The following is a 26,315-nucleotide window of genomic DNA, read 5'->3' as shown; positions in this document are numbered from 1 at the left end:
AGTGCCAGATTATTTTGCGTCGTTGCCCATTGTTGGGGAAAAGCTTCGCGGGTGCGAACGCTGAGGGCGGCGGTGTAAAATTCGATCGCTTTTTCGATATTCTTTGCCCTCTCTCCCCTGATTCTGTTACGGTAGACAATTGCCAGATTATTTTGCGTTTGCGCCCATGTTTCGCTTCCCCGTTCCCGATTACTTAAAACTATTTGATAACCAGCAATAGCAATTTCAATATTATTCGATCTCTTCCCACGCGGACACTCACTGATATGAAGACTCAAATTTTCAATAATGGCGACAATTTCTCTAATTGCTTCTGGATGTTCAGCAATTAAATTCGCAGCCACTTGCGGCAAAATTTCCGCAAAACGAGCATTGAGGAGATGCTTCCCTCTGTCTAAAATCCGGTACACTACCGCAATATCGCTATTGCTTTGTTCTGCTTGAAATAATTCTTGAATAAACTCTACATACTTGCGGGGATTTTCCTCTTCAGAGTTATCGTTATCTCCCTCATCATTCATCCCCAAAAATTCCCCTACCTGACCGGCAATATTTCGCAAAAAATTAGCTGCATTCTCATCTCCTTCCTCTGCCAACTGTGCCGCCACTGCCTCGCAGACTTGCACAAACCCTAAATCCAGCAATTCCGAGTTAGCCTGTAAAATCTGGGGTTCCTCACCGGCAGGGCAATTCAACAGAGCATCAATCAATTGCAGATAAGCTTGGACGCGGTTTTCATCCATTGGGCGTAGCCTTTAGCATTCATCTAAAGTGAAACCTACCACAAATTACATTTATTTTTCAAAACTTTATCAAATCTTTAGAAATATTTGTGAGGGTGACGCCAACTTCGACACCACCCCACCACTAACAATTAATAAACAAAAAAAACAGCCCCATAAAAGGGGCAAAACTAACTCTTTCTGGCAACTATTTCTGAGAAGAAGTTTCCGGCGTAGCAGAACCACCAGAACCGGCACGCGGACGCGGAAAAGGAGAATCCACAAAACCCAACTCAAACAACTGTTGATAAGCCTTCTGCCCCAAGTCCCGCGTCGGCTGCTGAGAGCGAATAATTTGCACCAACAAAGGCACCGCCAACTCAGGCTTATTTTGTGCCCGGTGAACCAAAGCTAACTGATAAGTTGCATCATCCCGCATTTGAGCAGTTTCTAAAGCCTTCTTCCGCAAACTATCAGAAATCCGATTATCCAACCCCGTAAAACTTCCCGCCAATTCCTGATAAGTATTCGACAATTGATTAAAAACCTGACGCGCTTCCAATAACTTCGTAGCCGCAAGCTGATAATTCTGCATCCCCACAGCTTGCTTCGCCTCGTCCATCAAACGCTGACCACCTTGAGGACTCATCAGCGTACCATCCAACATCATCGGACGGACAATCTCAGGCTCATTAGAAGCCGGCGGCGCCTGTACCGGAATATCTAGCGCAGGCGGTGTCGGCAACTGCGCCCGAACCGGCACAACCGTTAAAGCAGAAAAACCAGCCACCAGAGGCACGACCGAGGTGAGGGAAAACAAGCGAACAGATCGAGATACCATAAAGTAGCTTGATGCCTTAAAAGCAACAGCGATAAAAACTTTGGATATCTTAACATTTCGAGTCATTCCCTGCGCTATCAGCCAATAATAACCATAAAACTTGCGGAATCAATGCCCGACATTCCGAAAACTGATATTTGTATAAAAACGACCAACTCTCAAGGTTTAACCCTATCAAACAACCCCCGAAAACTTAGCAACTTTTAACAGCCGTAAACAACAGAAAAAATAACTTTCCCCATCCACTCAGAAAAAAATCACACTACTATCAGAGGATCGTTTCCATGACCACCCCCAACAACTCCCCCCAATCTTACTCAAACCCCACCCCAGGCGTCGGAGTCCCTGAACAAAGCATCGGATTTATCCTACAGCGCGGCGGTGATGAACTTTACCTCGAAAAAGTCCCCAACCGCTTCACCATCCGCCTCGTCAACCCCAGCGACGGGCCCGAAAGCTGGCCTCTTCCTGCCGGTGTCACCCACCTAACAAGCTTTTCTCAAGTCCACCTCGAAGAATACCAAACCGAACCGGCCAACCTGGAAAAAGCCATGCAAGCCGCACGGGACAACGAAGCCATCTGCTTTGTATCTCACGTCTATAACGTAAGAAATAGCCCTTACACTCTTGTTTATCTCACAAATGAAATCACCGTCCAATTTAACGAAGCCGTCAAAAAAGAAACACGAGACAGCATCACCAACGCTGCCGGTTTACGCCTCCAAAAACCCCTGGCCGGCATCCCCAACACCTTCATCTACAACGTCACCAAACAAGCCACAGAAAACCCCGTCAAAATCGCCAACCGGCTCATCAGTCGCCCAGACATCATGCTGGCCGAACCCAACGTTGTCGTCCTCACCGTCAACCACTACCGGCCCCGTGACACAATGTACCCCAAACAATGGTACTTGTATAATGCGGGCGGCCCTGGCATGGTAGCCGGTGCTCACATAGATATCGAAAAAGCCTGGGACATTACACGCGGAGTCCGTTCTGTTGTAGTCGCCATTACCGATGACTCCGTTGATTTGCGACACCCAGACTTTCAAGGCGTCGGCAAAATCGTCGCCCCCAGAGACTTCAAAGAAAGAGACTTTTTACCCCTCCCCGGAGAAGCCGAAGATAATCACGGTACCTCCTGTGCCGGTGTAGCTGTTGCCGAAGAAACCGGCGCCGGCATCGTTGGAGTCGCCCCTGGCTGTTCATTAATGCCTCTGCGAACCACCGGCTACCTTGACGACACCTCCATCGAAGACCTTTTTGAGTGGGCCATTCAAAAAAACGCCGCTGTTGTTTCCTGTAGCTGGGGCGCATCCGCCGTTTACTTCCCCTTATCTTTGCGACAAAGCAGCGCTCTCAACCGCGCCGCCACCCAAGGAAGAGACGGTAAAGGTTGTGTGATTATTTTCGCCGCCGGCAACTCCAACCGGCCCACCACCGGCACCGTCAACGAACGCGGCTGGCCCAACAATGTCGTAACCGGTTCCACTAAATGGCTTGCCGGTTTCACCGTTCATCCTGACGTTATTACCGTAGCCGCCTCCACCAGCCTCAACAAAAAAGCCGCCTATAGCAACTGGGGGCCCACAATTTCCGTTTGTGCACCCAGCAACAATGCACCCCCCGGCATTTGGTTACAAGAAACCGGCTATATTGCCACCGCGCCGCAAGTAGCAATGTCGTTTGATGGGTTAGGAGTTTTTACCACAGATCGCGTTGGTAGTGTTGGTTACGATAGCAGCGATTTTACCAGTGATTTTGGTGGCACTTCTAGCGCTACTCCTGTGGTGGCCGGTGTGGCAGCATTAATATTATCTGTAAACCCCGATTTAACCGCCCAACAAGTCAAACAAATCCTCCAAAGTAGCGCCGATAAAATCATTGACCGTGATAAAGATCCGCAGTTAGGCTTCAATTACGGCACCTATGATGCTAATGGTTTTTCGCAGTGGTTTGGCTATGGCAAAGTCAATGCCTATAAAGCCGTAATAGCCGCCCAAAAAACCGTTTCTCCTTCTTGGTTAAGAGTTTCTCGCCAATTACAAGGACGCAATGATTTTGCTGTAGTAATTCCCGATGGCGATTTGCGAGGCGTAACCAGTGCGATTCGAGTTAATGATAATAGCCCCGTGCTGGATCTGCGTGTGACGGTGAATATTGAACATCAGTTTATGGGGGATTTGGAGGTGTATTTAGTAGCACCTTCGGGCAAAAAAGCTTTGTTGCAAAATCGTTCACTTGGTGCAAGAAAGTCTTTACAAATGTCTTATTCTATGCAAGACACACCCGCTTTGAGGTTATTAGCAAATGAACCGGCATCAGGAGTTTGGATGTTGCAGGTGATTGATTATTCTCCCGAAGACGTTGGCACGCTGAAAAGTTGGGATTTAATTATTGGATTGTAATACCAAATCCGGTTTAACAGTAGAGACGTTCCGCTGTAGTGGGGCAGGCATCCTGCCTGCCTAAAGGCTGCGGTTCAAAAAAAACCCCATCAAAATCGGATTTGGTATAACTTACCGCCTTTAATCAGTGGCAAATCTAAAAAACATTTAAAATATCTAACTCTTCGAGACTTTTTTGCAGATCATTAGTTAACTTCTGTGCGTTTTGTTTGCTGTGAGATTGACAATAATCAGCAACTTTTAAAGGCTTCCCAATATGAATCTTTACCCCCGATAACCATTTTACCGAAGGATCACCATAGCGGATACTGATAGGAACAATTTGCACACCTAAACCAGGCGAATTTGTTTCTGCTTGAATGGCAATGCGAGCCAATCCAGCTTTGAGGGGGTGCAGTTCGTTATCTCGGAAAACTCCCCCCTCTGGAAAAATTACCATCATGCAGCGATTTAATAACAACTCCACACCATGACGCAAACTAGAAATTGCCGGGTGTTTGATATTAACAGCAAACCCACCCAATCTGCGGATAAACCACCCTTGGATGCCGGTTACTTCATCCGATGTCACCATAAAGCGTAAATCCCGACCGGTGATGTGCCGGCCACTCACATAGGGAACCATAAAAGCATCCCAGCGGGCGCGATGAGTAGGGGCTAAAATCACCGGCCCATCTTTTGGCATATTTTCTTGGCCGGTGACTTCAATGCGTCCTAAATAAAGAGGTAAAACAAAAAAACGCATCAGAGGATAAGCAATTGCCATTAACCAAGGGGAAATTTGAGAAACCGGCGCCGGTTTGTTTGCGGTTGGTTGAATGGCAGATTTTTCTTCAGAATTAAGCTGTAGCATGGTGGTATAAATAGGAAGAGTTAGATTAAGGACTGTTATTTTTTTTAGGGCTTCTTTAAATTCTTAACCTTACCTTAAAATGATTTGTGGCTGTTCGGTTTGAGGCTAAGGACACTTTTGTTATTGTCCTTTCGTCATATATTGGTTTTTAGTATGGGGATTAGTTTTTGGGCCGGCGCCGGCTAAACCAACTTTGCAACTCATGCCGGCAAGGTGTCTCTAAAATACCGGCAATGACCGGCAGACGGTGATTTGAGGCAGAACTGTCGGGTAGGTTGGCAACGCTGCGAATTGAGCCGGTTTTTAAATCATCGACAGCATAAACTAAAAGGCCAAGTCGGGCAAGAATAATCGCACCGGCACACATTGGGCAAGGTTCAAGGGTGACGTAAAGGGTACAGTCGTTGAGATGCCAGGTGTTTAAGGTTTGACCGGCCCTTCTGAGAGCTAAAATTTCCGCGTGCGCTGTGGGGTCTTTATCTTGTTCGCGGCGATTTTGGCCTTCGGCAATTAGGTTGTTTTGGCCATCAATGATCACACATCCCACCGGCACCTCACCCTCGTTCCCCGCATCTGTGGCGAGTTCCTGGGCTCGTTTCATCCAGTAGCGGTGTTTTTGATAGGTTGGATCGTCAAGAGTCATGGTTTATTTGTTCGTGCAAAGTTGAAAAACTTAACCCCCTAGCAAGGTTTTTCTGACTTTCTCTCCCCGTGAGAGGGGAGAAGTTTTTGAAATGATTTTTTCTTAAGTTGCCGGTTGCTGTGTTAAAAGCGGGTCAAGTTGTCCTTGACTATCAAGCTGATAGATATCATCACAGCCCCCAATATGTTGATTATTAATAAAAATTTGGGGGACAGATCGGCGGCCATTCGAGCGTTCCGCCATTTTTGCTCTGGCAGTTTCATCGCCATCAATTTTGTATTCCGTGTAATTAACGCCTTTCCACCAAAGTAATAATTTGGCCCGAATACAATAGGGGCAGGTTTGCCAAGTGTATATTTCTACGTTGGCTTTGATGGTTTCTGGATGGCGTCCGAGAAGAGAATTCAGGAAGTTTTGCATTTTAGTAATCTCTGTTACTTTTTATGATTATCTTTACAAGGTAGCATTTCTTTTCACCCTAGGATCGCTCCTCCTCTTTTCCACTTCGCACAATGATTGTATCTATCAATGTACAAAATTTTAAGCAATTTTCTTGCAGTAAGTCCAGCCTTGTTTGCATTGGGGTTAATTTCTGTTCCGGCGTATGCTCAAACTGCGGAAATAACTCCTTTTGCTGAAGATAATTCAGAGTTCCCACAGGTGACATCTGTTTCGCAATTGTCGGATGTACAACCGACTGACTGGGCGTTTCAAGCCTTGCAAAATTTGGTGGAACGTTATAACTGTATAGCGGGATATCCTGATGGGACATTTCGCGGCAATCGGGCTATGACGCGCTATGAATTTGCAGCGGGTTTAAATGCCTGTTTAGAAAGAATCACAGAAGTAATTGGCAGCCAACCAAATAATTTAGCAACCCAAGAAGACTTGGCGAATGTGCAGCGGTTGATGCAAGAATTTTCCAGAGAATTAGCGATGCTGCGAGGACGGGTTGATAGTTTGGAGGTTCGCACCCGACAATTAGAAGAAACGCAATTTTCTACGACGACAAAATTAACTGGTTTAGCGGTTTTTAATTTTACGGGTGCGAGATCCCGTGATAATGTGAAAGCAGAAGGAATAGATGCTTTTACGGCAGTGCGAGATCCGTTGACAAATCAGCCGGTGGTGAGAACTGTTGGCGGTGGCGATGCGGAAACTACGATGAGTGGTGTGGTGTGGTTGAATCTGAATACATCTTTCACCGGCAAGGATAGTTTATTTACGCAACTTGCAGCCGGAAATGGCACCTCACCGGCCAATCAATTTGTATCTGCCGGCCAGTTTAATTATACCGGCTCTCCGTTTTTTGATCAAACTTCGGGAACGAATGTCAATCAATTTGTAATTCGCTCACTTTTTTACTCGTTTCCTGTTAGTGATAATTTCCGAGTAACGGTTGGCCCTCAGCTTAACTGGTACATTCATTTTGATAACAATGCTTTCACTTCTCCGGTGACTGGGGCTGGCAGTTTTAACTCGATTAATAGCACGTTTTTAAGTGCTACAAAACGCGGTGCCGGTGCTGTGGTGGAGTGGAATATTGCTCCCCGGTTGGAATTTCGGGCCGGTTATTTAGCAGAAAATATTGAGTTTTTACCTGGAACTCGCCCTGCTGCTAATCCGCAAGTCGGGTTTTTTGGTGGGACAAATACTATTACGGCGGAGTTGACATTTAAGCCTACTGATCGGGCAAATATTCGTTTGCTTTATCAGCGTTCTAATCTTGACCGAAATGGCGCCGGTCAAATTTCCTTTCAGCCGCTTTTGGGCGTGGCGGATGATGGTTTTGGGGGCCGGTTAAAGGATGCAACGGCAGATACGTTTGGGGTTAATTTTGATTGGTTACTTTCTAAACGATTTGGGGTTTTTGGTCGCTATTATTATGCGAGTACGCATTTAGATCCGGTGAGTAACAGGGAAGGTGGCGATGTGAATGCCCAAACAATTCAGGCCGGTTTGGCGTTTCCTGATTTAGGAAAACAGGGGGCATTAGCAACGCTTTCGTTTTTAGTTCCGTTTGATGTTTTGGATGGCAGGAACTTTTTAGTTTCTGGGGGAGGAAATGGCGGCACTCAGTTTGATATTGAGGCGAGTTATTATTTCCCAGTCACGGATAATGTTTCTATTGTCCCGGCTTTCTATGTCATCAACAATATAAACAATTTTGATGACAACCCTACGGTTTTTATCGGTCATATTCGGTCACAATTCCAGTTTTAAGGGGGGAATTGTTGAGGGTGAAAAGGCCGGTTCTTTACTTTCGCGTAGCCTGACGCGACAGCGCCATAGCCGGCTTTTTTAACTCAACATCTCCCCAAAGATTGATCGTCGATGATTGGGAGGTACTTTTACTTGTTTTGGCAATCAAACCGCCTTTCCTCCCAAGGAAAAGAGACTGCGGGGAATAAATACTGAGGGGGAGAGATATTAAAAACAAACCCACCTCCTACCTTGTGGCGGCTGGGGGAAGATGTTTCTTTAAAAAACAAGAGTAATTTTAAAGATTTCGCCAAGAGGAGATAGCCGAGAAAGGAAAGAAAGGAAAGAATGCTAGGCTGATAACAATAAAAAAAAGCATCTTACCATCCCCTAAACAGTTTTCCTATGCCAGCCAACCGCCTAATAATAGCTATTTTGGCAACCGTAGCCACAGTAACCAGCAACCAACTCGCCAACGCTGGCACAATGCGTCACGACCGTACAGATACGCAATATAGAACCTTAGCAAATTCCTTTAGCAGTGTAGGCAGTCTGTCTTTAAGAGGCGCAACGAGTAGCTGGAACTGTTCAGGAACCCTCATCGGAACCAATTATTTATTAACAGCGGCGCATTGCTTAGAAGACTCAGCCGGTCAAAACCTCATAGGCGGAACCTTTACATTAGGCGGTACTCGTTACAATATTGGCAGCGGAGTTAAAAATAGCGGCTGGACAACCAGTAATCGTAATCCCACCGCCGGCTTCGATATGGCAATTTTGCAATTAACAAGCAATGTTACCAATGTCAGCGCTGCAACTCTATCTACAGCCACAAACGAAAACGGACAAACCGGCACCTATGTAGGATTTGGTTTTAGAGGCACCGGCACCACCGGACAAGTTGCTAACACTTTTGGTACAAAAAGAGCCGGTCAAAATATAATGAACCTTGGTTCACAACTTGGCTGGTCTGATCAAGTTTTGTGGTCAGACTTTACCGACCCACGCCTTAACGCAAATGCTGCCCTAAATTTAGAATATAATATCGCTTCGGGAGATAGCGGCGGCGGACTTTTTATTAATGGGCTTTTAGCTGGAGTTAATTCTGTTATTCAAAACGCCAATAGAAATACTTTGTGGGCAGATTACGGAGATCGTTCATTAGTAACAAGAGTATCTTCTCTTAATAACTGGATTCAAAATGTCGTAAACACCGGCTTCCCTAGCAGCGGTATTACAACAGCTAGTAGCCCCTCAACTTCAACCTCAACAAATATGTTGAATGCTGTAGCAATTTCGGATGATTTAACTGCGGTAGAGGATTTAGTAGCAATTAACCTTTACGATGATGTTTATTCTAATACTAAAGTGCCTGAACCTTCCGCGATTCTGGGATTAGGTTTGCTTGGTAGTCTTTTAACCCTAAAATGGGGGCGTCGGAAATAAAATTTTGTTACTTAGGGGTTTGGCCGGTTTAATCAAATAACGGCTTAGTTTTATCTCGCGGTTTTCCTAGAACTTGCGGCGACAAAAACCCAGTTTCTATTAGAAACCGCGTTTTGAGAACTGCCAAACTGTACCAGGATCACTGGCAACCTCTATAATTGAGGCTGACTACTGACCGACAAGGCGGAATAACTAGATTTCGATTTGAAGTAAGATCAGTTGTCTGTCTTGTTAAAATCTCTTCCGATTATGCAACCTCCTATTCCCACCGGCACTCTGCTTCAAAATCGTTACCGTCTCCTCAGTATATTGGGGCAGGGGGGGTTTGGTCGTACTTACTTGGTGGAAGATACCAACCGCTTCAATGAACACTGTGCTCTCAAAGAACTGATTTCTGCTCAAACCAGCCCCTACGCTATCCAAAAATCTCAAGAACTCTTCCAGAGAGAAGCGCAAATACTCTATCAAATACAACATCCCCAAATTCCCCAGTTTCGGGCAACTTTTGAAGAAAACGGACGTTTGTTTTTATTGCAAGACTATGTAGCTGGGAAAAGTTACCGCACTTTATTAACGGAACGTAAAATCACCACCACCGACTTTTCTGAATCAGAAGTTGTGCAATTAGTCAAGCAATTATTGCCGGTTCTCGAATATATCCACAGTCGGGGTATTATTCACCGTGATATTTCTCCTGATAATATAATCTGTCGAGATGGGGATGGATGGCCGGTTTTAATTGATTTTGGTGTTGTTAAAGAAATCGCCACTCGTGTGCTTTCTCCTGATGCGGGAGTCACGGCTACAACGGTTGGTAAAATGGGTTATTCTCCCAGCGAACAAATTCAAACCGGACGCGCTTATCCTAGCAGTGATTTATATGCGTTGGCGGTGACTGCCATTGTATTACTGACCGGCAAAGAACCACAAGAGCTTTTTGATGATGTTTCTTTAAGTTGGAAATGGCAAGATTCAGCAAAAACAGACCCCCGGTTTGCAGCAATTTTAAATAAAATGTTGAGCTACCGGCCTGGTGATCGTTATTTAAGTGCGCGAGAAGTTTCTACGGCGATAGATGCGCTTTCTGTTGCACCCACTCCTGCACCAGTTCCGCAAAATCCATCAACAACTGCCGTGAAAACTGTTGCTATTGGCAACCAACCAATGCCGGCTCAAAATTATCCCAACTATCAGCCGCAAAATGTCGAGGAAGAGTCTTCTATCTGGGATAATCCGGTGTTAGTTTCAGCGGTTGGTGTCGTGACGATGATTTTTGTTGGTGTGGCTGTTTGGGGTATGGTGGGTTCTGTGGGAAACGAGGAAGAAGAAAAGCCAAAGGTTGTAACTTCTGCCCCACCCACGACTCAGCCAACAGCACCACCAACGCTTAAACCTTCCCCGAAACCAGTTACTCCCAAACGCTTAAATTTGCAATTGGGAAAAACACAAATCGTTAAAGGCAGTTTTAAGGATCAGGAACCGCTGAGTTATTTGGTTTCTGCACAACCTGGAGATATTTTAAAGGTTGCTGGAAATGGAGTTTTAATTACAATTTTGGCACCCGATGGTAAAAGTGTTTCTGGTGTGCAAGCGGTGCCGGTTTGGCAAAATGTTGTTATTGCTGGCGGTGATTATACGATTAACTTAAAGCCTTTCCCCGGTGGGCTGAATACAAATTATCAACTTGAAATTACTCTGTCTGCACCGGCACCTCTGCCTATTCCCGAACCGATTCCGACTTTTAACCCTGAACCCGCACCAATTCCCGAACCAATTCCCGAACCAATTCCCGAACCAATTCCCACACCTGAACCTACACCCGAACCGACACCGACACCGACACCCGAACCGACACCTACACCTACACCGGCACCTGAACCGACACCCACACCGGCACCTGAACCGACACCCACACCGGCACCTGAACCGACACCGACACCGGCACCTGAACCGACACCCACACCGGCACCGGAACCCACACCGGAACCTACACCTGAACCTACACCTGAACCTACGCCTAAACGCGAACCTAATTTAATTCCCGAACCTACTTCCCCTACACCCACGCTAAACCAAACTCAGCCATAATAAAATGTTGGGAATTTTCACCCAACAAGCTGATATCACATTTTGAAATTTTTGTCAAGTAATGACGCTAAAAAAGATGAGCAAAACCTTATTTATCACCGGCACCGATACCAATGCAGGCAAAACAATTTTAACGTCTGCCTTAGCGGCTTATTGGCAAAAGTATCATCCTAATCAAAACTTAGGAATTATGAAACCGCTTCAGTCGGGAGAGGGTGACAGGGAGTTTTATTTAAAGTTGTTTGAATTACCTCAAACTGCTGAAGAATTAAATCCTTTATATTTTGCTGCTCCGCTTGCTCCACCGCTGGCCGCTGATTTGGAAAACCGCCGGGTGGAGTTGGAGAAAGTATGGCCGGTTTTGGTGGGGTTGCAAAAACGTTGTGATTTGCTGCTGGTTGAGGCGCTAGGGGGGTTGGGTTCGCCGGTGACGCATGAGTTGACGGTGGCGGATATCGGGCGGGATTGGGGGCTAGAGGCGTTGTTGGTGGTGCCGGTGCGTTTGGGGGCTATTTCTCAGGCGGTGACGAGTGTGGCTTTGGCGAGACAAACGGGGATGCGGTTGCGGGGAATTGTGTTGAATTGTAGCGAACCTCGCACGCAGGAGGAAATTGATCAGTGGACACCGGCTTATATGATTGAACAATTTACGGGGGTGCCGGTTTTGGGATGTTTACCTTTTTTGGCAGATGTTACGAATAAGGAAAATTTGATTGATGTGGCATCCAAGTTAGATTTAGAAAGAATGATATTTTGGTAATGTTTTAATTGGGATTTCGGGTTTTTAAAAACCTTGAAAATTGATAGTTTTAAGCCGAAAAAAAGACCCAATCATAACTTGTTACCGCAAGAAAAAGATTTATTCTTGGCTTCTGTCTTGGAGATATTTTTCTAATAAGTCGGCAAGGTTTTGAGAGACTTCGATGCTGCGTTTCATAATTTGGGCCGGTGAGGGGATCAGGAAAAATTATAAGATTTTCATTTAAGCTGATTTCCCTCGGTTTTTTTTAGCTAGGGAATATCGCCTCATCTTTGCTGTTTTTACTCAGCCTAAATACATCTGCAAATACTCCACTTTCTCCGACCATTCTATCTTGAGAAGGCGAATCATAAACAACCAAAAGCGCTTTTTCTTCCCCCAAACAAGACATCAATGATAAACCTTCGGCACGATCTCCGCCTATTGTGAAGGGTAAATCAAATAATACTTCTAATTCTCCGCTTTTTTGGCTGGTTAAGGTATGTTTGCCGCGATTTAAAACTTGCTGCCAACGAAATACCCTTAAGTCTCCATCAACGGTCATTGTCGGGCCGGCCAGAATGATTAAATCTTCCCCATCAATGCACAATTCTCGCACTCCCAAACCATTCAAATCAAGGAAATGTTTTCGGTAAAATTCTCCCTTGTCACCGATGTTTTTTAAACCTAAAATTCCCGGTTCCAATTCTTTTACTTCTAACTCTAAAATCACGGCCCAACCCCGCAAAACCGGCCCCCGCAGCCCTAAAAAAATCTTATCGCCACAAACGGCCAATCCTTCGACATCAAAGCCATTTTCTTTGCTGGGGATACCGGCTTTTATAGATAAGCCTAAATGAGGATCATCTAGCAAAGCATCGGTTAATAAGTTGCCGTTTTCTGTGGTTTTCAAACTAGCAGCCGTTAAAACTAAGTTTTGATCGGAAAACGACTTGAATAACTCCCCATTTCGGGAAGGAACACGCGCCAAAAAGTAACGATTTTTTTCTGTTTTAATAGTTGCCAATCTTTCCATATCATCCTGGGTGCTTTTGCCCTTGGCTTTTTTGCGTTTAGGGCTGTGGGAACCGCAAAGCCAAAGATATCCCCCTTCATAACATAATCCCTCAATATCAATTTCTTCGTCGGCAGTTTCTAGGGTAAGAAAATCCTTCAAATTAAACGAATGATGGTTGTCAAAAATATAAGGTTGGGCCGGTGAAAGTCGTTCTAAATGAGTTGTTTCATCGGAACCAACCCACAAACTGCCATCGGGCGTAAAAGCAACCGCTGATAAATCTTGTACCAAGGCGCTGTACTGAGGGGGAAAACGAAGCAAAAGCCGGCTAAGTAAAAAACTTTTTGGCATAGTTGTCAAACCAAATGTTATTATTTAAAATCATCATAGATCGCAAAACCGAACCTAAACCGACGGCTAACACGCATGGGTCAAAACGTAAAATAAATTTACATTTCGTTACGATAAGAACACAGGGGCAAAAACCTTTTAAAAATTAAAATAGAGGTAGGATAATGCAAGGCTCTTTTCGGGTGGGTAATTTATTCGGGATACCATTTTATGTACATTTCTCGTGGTTTATAGTGTTGGGTTTATTTACCCTCACCTACAGCAGCGAGTTAGGAAAATTTACAGAACTGACCGGCCTGATGCCATTAGGATTAGGATTTATAGTCGCCCTCTTGCTATTTGCCTCAGTATTGGCCCACGAATTAGGGCATAGTTTTGTAGCCCTCCGCCAAGGTATAGACGTTAAATCAATTACTTTATTTTTATTTGGCGGAGTTGCGAGTTTAGATAGAGAGTCAAAAACTCCGGGCGAGGCATTTTGGGTAGCGATTGCCGGCCCCCTTGTCAGCTTTTTATTATGTGCGGTGTTTACGGCGCTTAATTTCGCCACCAGCACCTCTGCGGTAGGCGCTGCAATCACGGGGTTATTAGCGGCGATTAACTTAGCCTTAGCTTTATTTAACTTAATTCCGGGCTTACCTTTGGATGGTGGTAACATCCTCAAAGCAATTGTCTGGAAAATCACCGGCAGCCCCTATAAAGGCGTAGAGTTTGCTGGAAAAGTTGGGCAAATTTTTGGATGGTTAGCGATTATTGGCGGGTTATTTTCAGGCAGATTTTGGTATGCTTTAATCGGTTTATTTTTGCTGCAAAATGCCGGTGGTGCTGCTCAAGGGGCACGGGTACAAAATAAATTAGCTGCATTTAAAGCTGAACAAGCAGTTACACCCAATAGCCCTATCGTTCCTGCTAATATTTCCCTCAGAGAGTTTGCGAATGAGTATATTATTGGCAAACGGGAATGGCGAAAGTTTTTAATAGTCGATGAATTAGGCCGGTTGTCAGGTGAAATTGCAGTTGATGCAATGCGAGCAATTCCTACAAATGAATGGCCTCAAGTTTTGGTGGGAGATTTAATGCAGCCGGTGAATTTTGAAATGGCAATTAAACCAGAACAGTCGTTATTAGATGTAGTGATGTTGTTTGAAAAAAATCAAATCACTGAGTTGCCGGTGATTACAGATAATGGCGTTGTGGTTGGGTTAATTGAAAAAGCGGGGATTGTTGGCTTTTTGCAACAACAAGCTGTGACGGGTTAATGTCTGTAGACAGGTTTTTTTCAGCCACAGCATACAGAGTAAAAAATAGAGGAGACAGAGATTATCTGTTTCCTCTGTTTTTTTTATGGGCTGTTTTTTAATCAAGTAACCAGGTATTTGAGGCAAAGTCTGCGGGATCGTCCTGTCTTTGATCGGGGAAATTTAAAAACCGGCCTTTCGGGCTGCTTGTGCTTATGGCTGAGGTTTGTTTTTTGGCCACTGAGGTTGGTTTTTTGGCCGGTGTCAGGGTTTTTAGCTTTTCTTCCAAGGCGTTATTTGATTCAGCAAGTTGTCTCGCTTCTTCTTTGACTTTTTCTAATTCAGTTTTTAGGGAGTTGGCTTTTTCTAGTTGTTTGTGGAGTTTTTGAAGTTCTGAGTTTTTTGTTTCAAGTGTTAACTTTATGGCGTTGATTTGGTCTTGTAAATAACTTTGTTTTTCCTCGGCTTGTTCACTGGCTTTTTTTAAGTCAGATTTTAAGGTTTTAATTTGTTTTTGCAAGGAGTCTTCTTTTTTTACTTGGTCTTCCAGTGAATCTTGAAGTTGAGCAATAGTTGTTTCAAGTTCAGAATTATTGACTTCAGAATTCTTGGCTGTTGTCGGCAGTTTTTCTGGAGTTGCTGTGTCTAATATTTCGACGTTTACGGCTTCTGCCGGTTTTTCGTCTGCGTCAGAGCTTTTTTGGACTTCTTCACGCAATAAATCGCCTAAACTTTTTTTAGTTGCCATTATTTTTTCCTCCAATCACGCTGTAATTCATCTGCAACTCGGCGGTAGTCTGCTTCGGCTTCTCTGGCATTTTTTCCCCGCCATTTTGTGATGGGTAAGCCATCAAGTGCTGCTCGTTCGTGTGCTTTATAAGTGCGAACAAAAGCATGGCAAGCGGGAATTCCTAATTCTAAAAGGGTGTTTTGTGCTTCTAATGCTTCTCCTAAACTGCGAGAGTCTACTTTGGTTAGCAATACTCGATAGGCGGTTCCCACCGGCATTATCGCTTGTTTTACTGTCTCAATGAGGGCGGCTAAGTCCATTGGTGCCGGTGGGGTTGGCAAAACGATATAATCTGCGGAACCTACGACGGCGGCTAGGGCTTGAGACCGCAAGGCTGGCGGCGTGTCTACGACTACTAATTCGTAGCCTTCTACGTTTCTCAAACGTCCTAAAAGTTTAGGATTTGTTTCTTGAGATATATCAAATCCTATATCATTTTGGCTGCGTTCTACCCACCAACCGGCAGACCCTTGGGGATCTGCATCGACAAGCAGGACTCGTTTTTTTTCTGACAAGGTGGCCGCTAAATTGATGGCTGTCGTAGTTTTGCCGACGCCTCCCTTGCCGTTGATGATTGCGATAATGTTTGGCACTAAATTTCTTGGTACTCTTCTGTGAAAAATATACTGCTTTTTGTCGGCACGTTTTTATTTTTCACCGCATTTTCTTAACAGAATTACACATATCTGGCAAGAGAGAACCGGTTTAATTGCCTCCAACCCCCATCATACGGCCACCGGCTCCACACATTCCGGGCTATCATTAGCGGGCTTATTAACGATTGTACTTACCGGATAAGCCGTCATTTCTTCCTGAGAATACGGCTGCAACAAACCCTGTAAAACGTCCACTTTTTCTTGGTCTGGATCTAACCACAAATCATAATCTTTTGGGTGCAAAATCACCGGCATTCGATCATGGATAGGCTGCATCAAGTCATTAGCATTTGTGGTAATAATTGTACAAGACTCTACAACATTGCCGTCTTTTTCCCAGTGTTCCCACAAGCCGGCAAATCCAAAAATTTCCCCATTTTTAAGCTTAAAATAAAACGGTTGTTTCTTTTTTCCCTGGGTCTGCCATTCATAGAACCCATCCGCCACAACCAAACACCGGCGCCGCTTAAAAGCACTGCGAAAAGAAGGTTTTTCTGCCACCGTTTCCGCCCTAGCATTAATCATCCGCGCACTCATACTTTCATCTTTTGCCCAACTCGGAATTAACCCCCAATGTAAAATCCTCAATTCTCTTTCTTTCCCCGATTTTGGTTGCAAAATTGTTGCTACCGGCTGAGTTGGGGCAATATTATATCGTGGTTTTAAATTTGAATTGATGCTGGCTTGAACTATTCGCCCAACGTCCTCAGCCAACCGAGTTAAAGTATATCTTCCACACATAAAAAAACACTTTCTTTCTTTGCTTTTATTTTTTTTTATTTTAACCGGCCATCCAAAAACAAAACTCCCCCCGTAGAATCAGAGAGGAGTTTAGATTAAACTAAAACTCGTTTGCTTTAATAACTGTGGTCACCAGCGACTTGATCCGTTTGCTCATCAGGAGAAAAAGTTTGATTTAAAGAAGCATCGCGGATCGCCTCCCACAAACGCAACAACTCTGCACCACTCACATCACTATTGCGGTAGCGTTTAATCGCCTGTTCGATTTCTTGAAGAGAATTAGGAATCGAAACACTAGAACTCAATTCTGACATAAAGCCCTCTCTTTATAGATCATTCACGGTGCTGTTACAAACGCCATAGGGCGCAAGGAACCTGGGGCAGATAAGTATTGAAATTCACACTTACTACTGCGATAGGTTGTTCGCTCTTAGCCCCACATACTTTTTATTTTAAGCACATCTAAATTAAATGGCGAACGAAAGTCACATTTGTTTAACAAAAAAAACATGACTTTGCCAGTTTTTCAATGATTTGTAACTTCTGGTAACAAAAAAGCAACACTTATTTGCAAAACATCATACCCTGGATATATACCTTTCGATTGAGTGCTGATATAAAAAAAACCGGCTTCTTAAAGAAACCAGGCTTTTATCTGGAAAAATAGATTCTGGGGTAAGCAGATTAGAAACTTAAAACACCGGCCTAATTGGAGGCAGAGTTATATCCTAAATCGTCATAAAATTTGCGTAAGCTTTGGAAATAATCTTGAGCATCATTTTCCTGATAAATTTTTTCAACCAAAGCCCAACCTTCCTCTTCTTCACCCAGCAAATATTTATTCCCCAAATAAGCAGCCAAAACCCCTCGAACCTCTTGTTTTTGAGCGCGACGGGCTTGGAATTCTTGCCACATTTGTTTAGCGTGATCATACACTAACTGGGGATATCGGCGCGTCACATCTACCATTTTTCCTTGGCGATATTGCCAAATGCGTTTAGGAAAACGAGCATCCGCCGGCGACAGATCCAAAACCTCAACCAAGCGGCTATCTAAACTTTCAAACTCAATCACTCCATCGCCTTCAACATCCCGCACTTCATAACCAACATTTGCCCAAAACTGCTCTAAACGAGAGTATTTATTTTCTGCCGGTTCAAAGCGGTAAATATAGGTATAAGCGCAACAAGGCTCATTGCGATTCACCGAAAGCAAATCTACAATCACCTCCGCTTCCCCATCCGCATCAATATCACGAACCGCTAAATTTAAAAATCGACCTTCTGCAACACGATTTGCAGACTCAGAACCTTGAATTAATTTGCGTGTTGAAAGCAAAACCGGCTCATCGAGAACACTCACTCCGCCCCGCATAATTTTTAAGCGTAAATCTTTGCCAATTTCCGCAGATTCTTCGGCTTGAAAGGAAAACTCCGCCCGAATTTTTCCAGCCTCCACAACTTGCGTTTTTCGCATTGCTGTCGGCGCAGAAACCGGCGTTAATTGAGCAATATATTGGGGAGGAACAACCGCTACTTGACCTTTTGCTAAAGCCTGGCAAACCATCGCTGCTACTTCTGCGCGCGTCGCTTCTTTATTAGGATTGAGCAAAGATATATCAGGATAATTTACAACAATCCGCTGTTCTGTCGCCGCCGCAATTGCCGGAAGAGCGTTATTAGGAATATCCGCCGCATCATTAAAAGCCGACTTAACTTTTTCGGCTGAACCGGCACTTGCGGAATAGCGCAAACCACTCACCAAAGCTAACAATACTTGTAGTCTTTGGACTTTTTGAGTAGGGTTAAAAACACTCTCCGAAGCACCAGATAAAAAATTAGCCCGATAAACGCGAGTAATGGCCGGTGTAGCCCAATAATCGGTAGGAAGATCGATAAAGCGCACCTCTTCACGCAGCGCCGGCATATTAGGAAAAGCTTTATCTAATAAAACGGCATATTCTACCCGCATCATCGGTTCTGAGGGGCGAAATGTACCATCTTGATAGCCGCCAATAATATTGCGACTTGCTAACTGTTCGATACAAGATTGCGCCCAATGTCCCTGAATATCTTTAAAGCGAGATTGAGCATTTACTGCCGGTGTAATTAGCCAAGGAATTAAGCCAGAAAAAACAATTGTTGAAATTGCCGGCAAAGATATTTTAGACTGCCATTTACTTACCCACACCATAAAAATTACCTCGCAATTAAGTCTTTTTGGCTGCATACTTTGTTATAGCGCAGGGTGGGCAGATTCCCACATACCAACCAGCCCCTACGTTTGCCGGTGAGCAGATCCCTACAAAGTTTTACCACTACGAGTTACAGAACCGGCAATAAAAGCACCGAGAATTGTTCCCACCCAAATGCCGGTGCTGCTACCTTGAAACCATGCCGGTGCTGTCATCACCGTACTGCAAATTTTTTCCAAGCCCCAGAGATTTTTATTCTGGCATTGATTTGTGCGAGCACTCACACTTAATTGTCCGCCTAAATAAGAACAAAAAAAGCCTGAACTCAAAGCGATCAGGCTACAAATTAAAACTCTGTTTTTCAGCATTGTCATTCAGTATGAAGGATTAAGGCAAGAATTTTGTCTACCTTATAATTTAGCTTTTTAGGCAGCTTGCCAACCGACTTAGGCAAAAAAACTGGGTTTCTCATCAAAAAATCTCTACTGAGAAACCCGGTTTCTAAGGTTTGGGCAGTTTGGCAACCGCCCTTTGCAAATCAACCTGTATTTCGCATACCGGCAGCAATGCCATTAATCGTCAAAAGCGCACCGCGTAACAATTCCGCCTTGCTATAACGAGAATGAATTACACCCGGCGCCGATAAACTGCCATGCGAACGTAAACGTTTTAACAGAGAAACCTGTAATAAACCCAGAGGAACAATTGTGCCATTGCGTAATTGCACAGAACGTTGCAGAGTTGGATCGCCATCCAAAAGGCGCTTGTGGTCGGTAATTTGCAGAACTAAATCACGAGTCAAGTGATATTCAGTTGCAATTTGCTCAAACAACGCCTCTAAACGTAGGCTATCTTCAGGTTTCCCCAACTCCCGCACATAGTGATGAGCAATTTGTAAATCAACCTTAGAAAGCGTCATTTCCACTTTAGAAATAACCATCTTAAAGAAAGGCCATTTGAAGTAGAAATAACGTAAAAGTTTCATATTTTCTTCTGGATGCTCATCTAAGAACGATTGGAGAGCCGTTCCTACGCCATACCAGGAAGGTAACAAGAACCGCGTTTGCGTCCAGCTAAATACCCAGGGAATCGCCCGCAGAGCCGTGATATCCTTTTTGCCACTCCGCCGGCGGGCAGGACGGGAAGAAATTTGAAGCTGACTAATTTCATCAATTGGCGTGACTTGATGGAAGAATTCAACAAAATCGGGTTGTTCGTAAATTAAGGCCCGATAATGTTCACGAGAGCGAGTTGATAACTCTTCCATAATTTCATTCCAAGGCTGGATATCATCAAAGCCGGTGCCCAGCAAACTTGCTTGAATAACCGCCGTTGCAATGGTTTCTAAATTATAGGCTGCCAAATCAGGAAGCGTATATTTTGAAGCCAAAACCTCGCCTTGTTCAGTAATTTTAATTCGTCCATCAATTGTCCGGCAAGGTTGAGCCAAAATCGCCTCATACGAAGGGCCCCCACCGCGTCCCACCGAACCACCGCGTCCGTGAAAAATTCGTAACCCAACGCCACAAACTTCCGCGATACTTTGTAAAGCTTTTTGAGCTTTATGAATTTCCCAATTACTGCTGAGAAAACCCGAATCTTTATTACTATCCGAATATCCCAGCATCACTTCTTGTAGCACTGTCGGATAGGAAGAAGGTAAGCCTTTTACTGCTTCCTCTTCTTGCGCTTCGAGTTTCTGATAACCCCCCGCAAGCACAGCCCGATAAAACGGCAATTGAAACATTTTTGCCATTACTTGCGGAGCCCGTTTTAAATCTTCCACCGTTTCAAAAAGCGGCACCACTTGTAGCATACCGATGCCGGTGGCAGGGTCATATAAACCCACCTCTTTTGCCAGCAGCAAAACCTCCAACAAATCACTTACATCATGGCTCATGCTGATGATGTAGGTTTGGCAAATTTCTTCCCCAAATTCTTGATGTAAAGTTTTAATGACGCGGAACGTTTCAATCGCCTCGCGGGTTTTCTCAGAAAATGGTTGATCGGGAGGAATTAACGGACGACGATTCGGCAATTCTTGCGCTAACCAAGTTGCTCGCTCCTCTTCGGTCAAGCTACTATAAGGTTTCGGTAAGAGTTGCAAGTATTCTACAATTTCTTCTATCGCCTCACTGTGACGAGAAGACTCTTGACGAATATCTAAAGTTGCCAAATTAAAACCGTAAATTTCAACTTGACAAATCAGTGTATCGAGTTCCCGACATTTCAAGCCGGTGGCGCTGAGATTGCGTTGAATTAAACGTAATTCCGCTAAAAATTCTGCCCCAGAACCATAAGCCCCAGGGGTGGTTGGTTCGCGTCTGTGTTGTTGCCAATCATCGGATTTATACAGACCTAAATTGCGTTCGCGGGTATTTTCTAGGCGTTTGAGAACATACGCCATTTTCAACCTGTAGGGTTCTTGGCGATAACGAATTGCCAACTGTTCGTAAATGTCTGGTAATTGTTGCCGGTCTTGTTCCAAAGATTCAAGTAACTCTGGTAAAACCTCACTCCAATGCAAACTTAAACTTAATAGTTGAGTGAGATTTTTGATAGATTGACAATATTTTTCCAGAACCAAATTGCGCTGATAACAAGCCGTTTGCCAAGTAATTTTGGGAGTTACCGAAGGGTTGCCATCGCGGTCGGAACCCACCCATGAACCAAAATGGCAGAAGTTATAGCGGGGTGGTTTCAAATAAGGAAACGACGCTTTTAGAGAGCGCTGCAACCGCTCATACAAAAGCGGCATTATATCAAACAAAACCTCATTGAAGTAGTGGAGAGTATATTCAACTTCATCAAGCACTTCTGGTTTGAATTGATGTAACTCATCCGTGCGCCACCAAAGCCGAATTTCTTGAGTTAGCTGCTCGATTAAAGCCTCCCTTTCCCAATTTGACTCAGTTTCAATAGAATGAGCATTGATTTCAGGAGAAAGCGGCGAACTTTCCAGCAATAAGCCAGAATTTTCTTCTAAACTATCAAGCTGTTGGAGAACTTTAGCAATGCGCCGCTGTTTAGAGCGAATTGTTTGGCGGACAATTTCCGTAGGGTGGGCTGTAAAGACCAAACGAACATCGAGATGGTCGAGTAACTTTTGGATCTGTTTTGGCGGAACATTAAGACTTTGCAACTTCGGGAATAAACTACGAAATGTGCCGGCTTCGCGGTGGGGACTGTTTTGTTCTAGCCAACTTTTTTCTAGTAAGTCAGCTTCCGGCCCGCCGCTGTGGGCTTCCACTTCCGGTCTAGGGAAAATTTGTGATCCCACCCCTTTAGTGCCGGCATACATCTGTTGTTGTTCGCGTTGCTCATAGTGTTGCTCAACGATATTAATTAGCTGAAAGTATAGGGCGAAAGCGCGGGCCGCACGAATTGCCTCATTGAGATCCAATTTTTCTATAACGCTCAACACTTCCGCACCCAATACTTCCGGCGCTTGACCATCTGGGGAACATAAATCCCGCAGGCGTTGCAACAAGTCTACGAGTTCCTGACCGCATTCCGAGCGCAGAACAGACTCCCATAAGTCCTCTACAACTTTGAGGCGGTGTCGCAAGAACAGATCGGATGAGGAAACAATGATGGCCTGATCTGAGGAGTGGACTAGGGAACTCATAGGTTTTTTCCAAGCTGGGCGAGGATACTACCCAATTTTAGGGGTTAAGCGGATGTCAAATCCTCTAAAATGCTCAAAAATTTTCAGCATTCTACAACATTCCTATCAAGGCACTCTGGGAGTTTAAGTTCTGTCAGGATTGACACCAAATCCTCCCCATCAGGGTTAAAAAGGAGGGGAGAAAATTTTTAAGGGTTTTTTACGCCTGGGAGGGTGGATTTTGGTGAGGTGGGGGTTAAGTCCTATGGAGAGTCGGATCATGGTCGAGAGGTTACGGGGGGGAGAAAAACCGGCCCCCACCAACCACCGAGTTTACAAAACCGTAATCTCAGGATCAACTAGCACAGAAGCAAACCCCTGTTGGTATAAGTTATAACTTGAGCCATTAAACGTTGTTGAGCCGGCGTTTTGCCATGTATTTAGTCCATCGGCCAGAGTTAAGGTATTTCCTGAAACGCCATCAATCACCGCTTGATTTGAAATCGTCGCCAAATTCAAAACCTCGCGTCCAGAAAGAATCAGGCTGTTATTAGCGTTAGTTGAAAGGTCAAAGTGCTCAATACTCGAAAGCCTGAGATCAGCAATAGCCGTCAAGTTGAGACTCAACCCATCGAGACGTAAAGTATCAATGCCCTCTCCACCATTGACACGCCCGAAATCAGCACTGCTGATAGCTAGGACATCATTACCGGCGCCGCCGTAAAGCACATCAGCACCACCAGCGCCAATCAAGATATCATTGCCAAAACCTCCGACTAAAACTTCTGCCGCAGTGGTGCCGGTGAGAATATCATTGCCTGGGGTTCCCGGTAAAGAAACCGCGCCGGTGCTATTACCACCAAAGACAACATAAGACTTACCGGCATCCGGTAATCCGTTCACATCAGCAAATCGTGAACCCACCACTAAATCATCAAAACCATCGCCATTGACATCTCCTGCCACGCGCACAGACCGGCCCATATAATCTCCAGGCACTTCGCCGGTCAAGGAAAAACCCCCATTACCAGCGACTACCGAACTTAAATTGACTTGGGCTGTATTGCTTTTACCAAAAACGATAAAAGTCTTGCCTAAATTTACCTGTAGTTGGTTGCCTATGATTTGGTCAGCGCGTGGCGCACCCACCACCAGATCGTCAAAACCATCCCCATTGATATCACCGGCAGACCGTACTGTATCCCCAGCATAATCATTTGTTGCTACCCCATTCATCACGAAACCGCCGCTTCCTGCTTCAATGGTGCTTAAATTCACGACGCCAGGATCGGTTTTGCCAAAAATCACATAAGCCTTACCGGAATTGGTGACTCCATTGGCACTAGCCCCTGGTGAACTGACAATCACATCGGCCAAACCATCGCCATTGACATCACCGGCATTACTAACCGAAGTACCCGACCGCTCATTGCTATTTAAACCAGCTATGGCAAAACCACCACCGGTCCCGGCAGCGACAAAAGACAGGTTGACAGAGCCAACATTAGGGCGGCCAAAAACAACGTAGGATTTACCGTTATTATCCCTACCGTTTGAATCATTAAACCGTGCTCCAACGATGACATCGGCAAAGCCATCGCCGTTGACATCGCCGGCACTCCGCACCGAAGCCCCAGAGTTATCTGCTGCAAATTCTCCATTAATGGCAAAACCGCCAATTTCTGCTGCCACTGCCGTTAAATTGATAGACGATGGGTTAGTGGTGCCATAAACCACATAAGCTTTTCCGGTTTCGTTGGCTGTACCAATTGCGACATTAGGAGCGCCTACGATGAGATCGGCTAAACCATCGCCATTGACATCACCTGCATCACTGACAGAATTTCCCGTTGCATTGCCACCCGTTTCACCGAGCAGAGCAAACCCACCAATTCCCTGACTAATGTTACTGAGGTTGACTGCTGTGGTGTCGAGAGGATCTCTTTTGCCAAAGATGATATAAGTTTTACCGGCACCGTTGCTAATGGTTGGCTCACCCAGAATCAGATCAGGGATGTTATCGCCATTAAAATCGCCGGCTGTACTGATTTCCTGACTAAATTGCTGACCTGTTTGGCTGCCTGGGATTTCACCATTAATGACAAAACCGCCGTTTCCAGCAGAAAGAGAAGTCAGAGAAACCAGTCCCCCATCGGTTTTACCAAAGACAACATAAGCTTTACCGGCGTTGATAAGTCCGTTGGGATCGGCATTGCGAGCACTGACGAGTAAATCAGCAAACCCATCATTGTTGAGGTCTTGAATTCCGCCAACAGACCAGCCAGCATTGTCTCCGGCTGCTTCTCCAAATACTCCAAAACCGCCAACTCCCACCGGCAAATTAACTCCTGTGACAATAGCGGATAAAGACACTTCGGAAATGACGGGAATGGTGACGGTGGCGGTGGCACGGTTGCCGCTTTCATCGCTAATGGTGTACTCAAAACTGCCGGTGCCAGAAAAATTAGGATTGGCTTGAAAGGTAATCATGCCCTCTTGATCAACGGAGACTGTGCCATTAACGGCGTTAGAAACTCCGATGAAATTTAGGGTACTGTCTGCATCGGTATCGTTGGCGAGTAGTTGGGAAATGGGAATTTTTAAGGGAGTGCGTAAAAATACAGGGCCGGCGTTGTCGGCGTTTGCCACTGGCAAGGCTTGCACGGTGAAGTTAAATGTCTGGCTGGTGGTTGTGGTGCCATCATTGACAGTCAGGGTAATGGTTGTGGTGCCCAATTGTCCGGGTACGGGGGTAATGCTGATCTGCCGGTCGTTCTCAGTGTTGCCTGGAATGATATTGATGGTTTGCACCAAGTTAGGATTGGCGGCGCTGGCTGTTAGGGTTAAATTTGCTGGTTGTGTTTCTACATCTGTGACATTAAAGGTAATGGGAATTGTGGGGGTGTTTTGGGCAGTAATTTGGTCGGGAATGGCGCTGATTGTGGGAGGGTCATTAAGGGGGGTTACGCTGAGGTTAATGGTGCCGGTTGATAAGCCTCCGTTTCCATCAGAAACGGTGTAAGTAATGGTTTCTTGGCCGCTAAAATTTGGGTTTGGTATATAAGTCCATGTGCCGTCTGGGTTGTTTGTAATGGTTCCATTTTGCGCGCCAGTAAATTCGGTAATATTGAGCGGATCTCCATCTACATCGCTGTTATTTTCTAGGATCTCGTTAAGGAGAACAGGTGCGTCTTCGTTGATGATGTAGTTGTAGTTTGAGGCTATCGGTGAATCATTTACGGGGTTGATTGTGAGTAGAATTGTGGTGGTTGTTGTGCCTCCTTTGCCATCGGAAATGACTACGGTGAAGCTGTCGGTGCCGTTAAAGTTGGGGTTGGGTGTATAAGTAAATGTGCCGTCTTCGTTTGGGGTTAGAATGCCGTTGTTGGGTTGGCTGAAGTCGATAATGCTGAGAGGATCGCCATCAAGATCAGTGCTGAAGTTCAAGGGGTTGGGAATAATGGCGGGGGTGTCTTCATTGATGCTGAATTGGTTGGTACCTGTAAAGATAGGCGGTTGATTTTCTGTCGTTCCGCCGTCACCGACAGAACCGCCGCCGTCACCGACAGAACCACCGCCATCACCGACAGAACCGCCATCACCGGGAGAACCGCCGCCGTCACCGACAGAACCACCGCCACCGGCTCCACCACCATCACCGGCTCCACCGCCACCGTCACCGACAGAACCGCCACCACCGTCACCGGCTCCACCACCGCCACCGTCACCGGCTCCACCACCGCCACCGGCATTTAGGGGGTTGATAGTAAGTAGAATT

Annotated in this window: 19 protein-coding genes and 1 pseudogene; 6 read left to right on the top strand and 14 right to left on the bottom strand. The window is 45.2% G+C overall.

What is annotated here, in order from left to right; genetic code table 11:
* Positions 1 to 743, bottom strand: a pseudogene (locus NG798_RS09065) (tetratricopeptide repeat protein); the annotation flags it as partial.
* 187 nt (positions 744 to 930) lie between these two features.
* Positions 931 to 1,563: a hypothetical protein gene (locus NG798_RS09060; protein WP_261222088.1), complete on the bottom strand. Its 633-nt coding sequence runs from the start codon at positions 1,561 to 1,563 to the stop codon at positions 931 to 933.
* A 284-nt stretch (positions 1,564 to 1,847) separates the two neighbouring features.
* Between NG798_RS09060 and NG798_RS09055 the strand changes: the two genes are divergently transcribed.
* On the top strand, positions 1,848 to 3,971 hold the full coding sequence (locus tag NG798_RS09055) for a S8 family serine peptidase (RefSeq protein ID WP_261222087.1): 2,124 nt from the start codon (positions 1,848 to 1,850) through the stop codon (positions 3,969 to 3,971).
* Between the two features lie 136 nt (positions 3,972 to 4,107).
* On the opposite strand, the gene NG798_RS09050 is transcribed toward NG798_RS09055, so the two are convergent.
* The 3 genes from NG798_RS09050 to grxC all read right to left on the bottom strand — a co-directional run bounded on the left by NG798_RS09050 (position 4,108) and on the right by grxC (position 5,887).
* The gene (locus NG798_RS09050; protein ID WP_261222085.1) at positions 4,108 to 4,824 is read right to left on the bottom strand and encodes a 1-acyl-sn-glycerol-3-phosphate acyltransferase; all 717 of its coding nucleotides are present in this window, start codon (positions 4,822 to 4,824) and stop codon (positions 4,108 to 4,110) included.
* 160 nt (positions 4,825 to 4,984) lie between these two features.
* Entirely contained in the window at positions 4,985 to 5,467 is a 483-nt protein-coding gene (gene tadA, locus NG798_RS09045; RefSeq protein ID WP_261222083.1) for a tRNA adenosine(34) deaminase TadA, read from the bottom strand.
* 102 nt (positions 5,468 to 5,569) lie between these two features.
* Positions 5,570 to 5,887, bottom strand: coding sequence for a glutaredoxin 3 (gene grxC / locus NG798_RS09040; protein WP_261222081.1), 318 nt, complete (start codon positions 5,885 to 5,887; stop codon positions 5,570 to 5,572).
* A gap of 108 nt (positions 5,888 to 5,995) precedes the next feature.
* On the opposite strand from grxC, the gene NG798_RS09035 reads away from it, so the two are divergent.
* The 4 genes from NG798_RS09035 (at position 5,996) to bioD (ending at position 11,963) form a co-directional block, all read left to right on the top strand.
* On the top strand, positions 5,996 to 7,690 hold the full coding sequence (locus NG798_RS09035) for an iron uptake porin (protein ID WP_261222079.1): 1,695 nt from the start codon (positions 5,996 to 5,998) through the stop codon (positions 7,688 to 7,690).
* Between the two features lie 384 nt (positions 7,691 to 8,074).
* Positions 8,075 to 9,115 carry a S1 family peptidase gene (locus NG798_RS09030; protein ID WP_261222078.1) on the top strand — a complete coding sequence of 347 codons (1,041 nt, stop codon included), beginning with the start codon at positions 8,075 to 8,077 and terminating at the stop codon, positions 9,113 to 9,115.
* A gap of 249 nt (positions 9,116 to 9,364) precedes the next feature.
* The gene (locus NG798_RS09025; protein WP_261222077.1) at positions 9,365 to 11,203 is read left to right on the top strand and encodes a serine/threonine-protein kinase; all 1,839 of its coding nucleotides are present in this window, start codon (positions 9,365 to 9,367) and stop codon (positions 11,201 to 11,203) included.
* 76 nt (positions 11,204 to 11,279) lie between these two features.
* Positions 11,280 to 11,963 (top strand): dethiobiotin synthase, encoded by a 684-nt coding sequence (bioD, locus tag NG798_RS09020; protein WP_261222076.1) that lies wholly within the window; start codon positions 11,280 to 11,282, stop codon positions 11,961 to 11,963.
* Positions 11,964 to 12,210: 247 nt separating this feature from the next.
* Here bioD and NG798_RS09015 read toward each other — a convergent pair whose 3' ends face one another.
* Complete coding sequence (locus NG798_RS09015) at positions 12,211 to 13,311, bottom strand: DUF3616 domain-containing protein (protein ID WP_261222075.1); 1,101 nt, start codon at positions 13,309 to 13,311, stop codon at positions 12,211 to 12,213.
* A gap of 164 nt (positions 13,312 to 13,475) precedes the next feature.
* Between NG798_RS09015 and NG798_RS09010 the strand changes: the two genes are divergently transcribed.
* Positions 13,476 to 14,570: a site-2 protease family protein gene (locus NG798_RS09010; protein ID WP_261222074.1), complete on the top strand. Its 1,095-nt coding sequence runs from the start codon at positions 13,476 to 13,478 to the stop codon at positions 14,568 to 14,570.
* 97 nt (positions 14,571 to 14,667) lie between these two features.
* Here NG798_RS09010 and NG798_RS09005 read toward each other — a convergent pair whose 3' ends face one another.
* From NG798_RS09005 to NG798_RS08970, 8 genes are all read right to left on the bottom strand, one after another.
* On the bottom strand, positions 14,668 to 15,297 hold the full coding sequence (locus tag NG798_RS09005) for a hypothetical protein (protein ID WP_261222073.1): 630 nt from the start codon (positions 15,295 to 15,297) through the stop codon (positions 14,668 to 14,670).
* The gene (locus NG798_RS09000) at positions 15,297 to 15,932 is read right to left on the bottom strand and encodes an AAA family ATPase (RefSeq protein ID WP_261222072.1); all 636 of its coding nucleotides are present in this window, start codon (positions 15,930 to 15,932) and stop codon (positions 15,297 to 15,299) included. The genes NG798_RS09005 and NG798_RS09000 overlap by 1 nt, the downstream gene beginning before the upstream one ends.
* 132 nt (positions 15,933 to 16,064) lie before the next feature.
* Positions 16,065 to 16,736 carry an SOS response-associated peptidase gene (locus NG798_RS08995; protein ID WP_261222071.1) on the bottom strand — a complete coding sequence of 224 codons (672 nt, stop codon included), beginning with the start codon at positions 16,734 to 16,736 and terminating at the stop codon, positions 16,065 to 16,067.
* A gap of 116 nt (positions 16,737 to 16,852) precedes the next feature.
* Positions 16,853 to 17,050: a hypothetical protein gene (locus NG798_RS08990; protein WP_261222070.1), complete on the bottom strand. Its 198-nt coding sequence runs from the start codon at positions 17,048 to 17,050 to the stop codon at positions 16,853 to 16,855.
* Between the two features lie 391 nt (positions 17,051 to 17,441).
* On the bottom strand, positions 17,442 to 18,929 hold the full coding sequence (locus NG798_RS08985; protein WP_261222069.1) for an S-layer homology domain-containing protein: 1,488 nt from the start codon (positions 18,927 to 18,929) through the stop codon (positions 17,442 to 17,444).
* A gap of 108 nt (positions 18,930 to 19,037) precedes the next feature.
* Positions 19,038 to 19,298, bottom strand: a complete 261-nt coding sequence (locus NG798_RS08980; protein WP_261222068.1) for a hypothetical protein — start codon at positions 19,296 to 19,298, stop codon at positions 19,038 to 19,040.
* A 170-nt stretch (positions 19,299 to 19,468) separates the two neighbouring features.
* A complete protein-coding gene (gene ppc, locus NG798_RS08975) occupies positions 19,469 to 22,558 on the bottom strand; it encodes a phosphoenolpyruvate carboxylase (protein ID WP_261222067.1) in 3,090 nt (1,029 codons plus the stop codon).
* A 312-nt stretch (positions 22,559 to 22,870) separates the two neighbouring features.
* On the bottom strand, positions 22,871 to 26,315 hold a 3,445-nt coding region (locus NG798_RS08970; RefSeq protein ID WP_261222065.1), incomplete at its 5' end, for a tandem-95 repeat protein.

Origin of the sequence: Ancylothrix sp. D3o (genome assembly GCF_025370775.1) — a bacterium.
Classification (GTDB): Bacteria; Cyanobacteriota; Cyanobacteriia; order Cyanobacteriales; family Oscillatoriaceae; genus Ancylothrix.
Note: the sequence above shows the minus strand (reverse complement) of the source record. Positions and strands in the feature narration are given on the sequence as shown.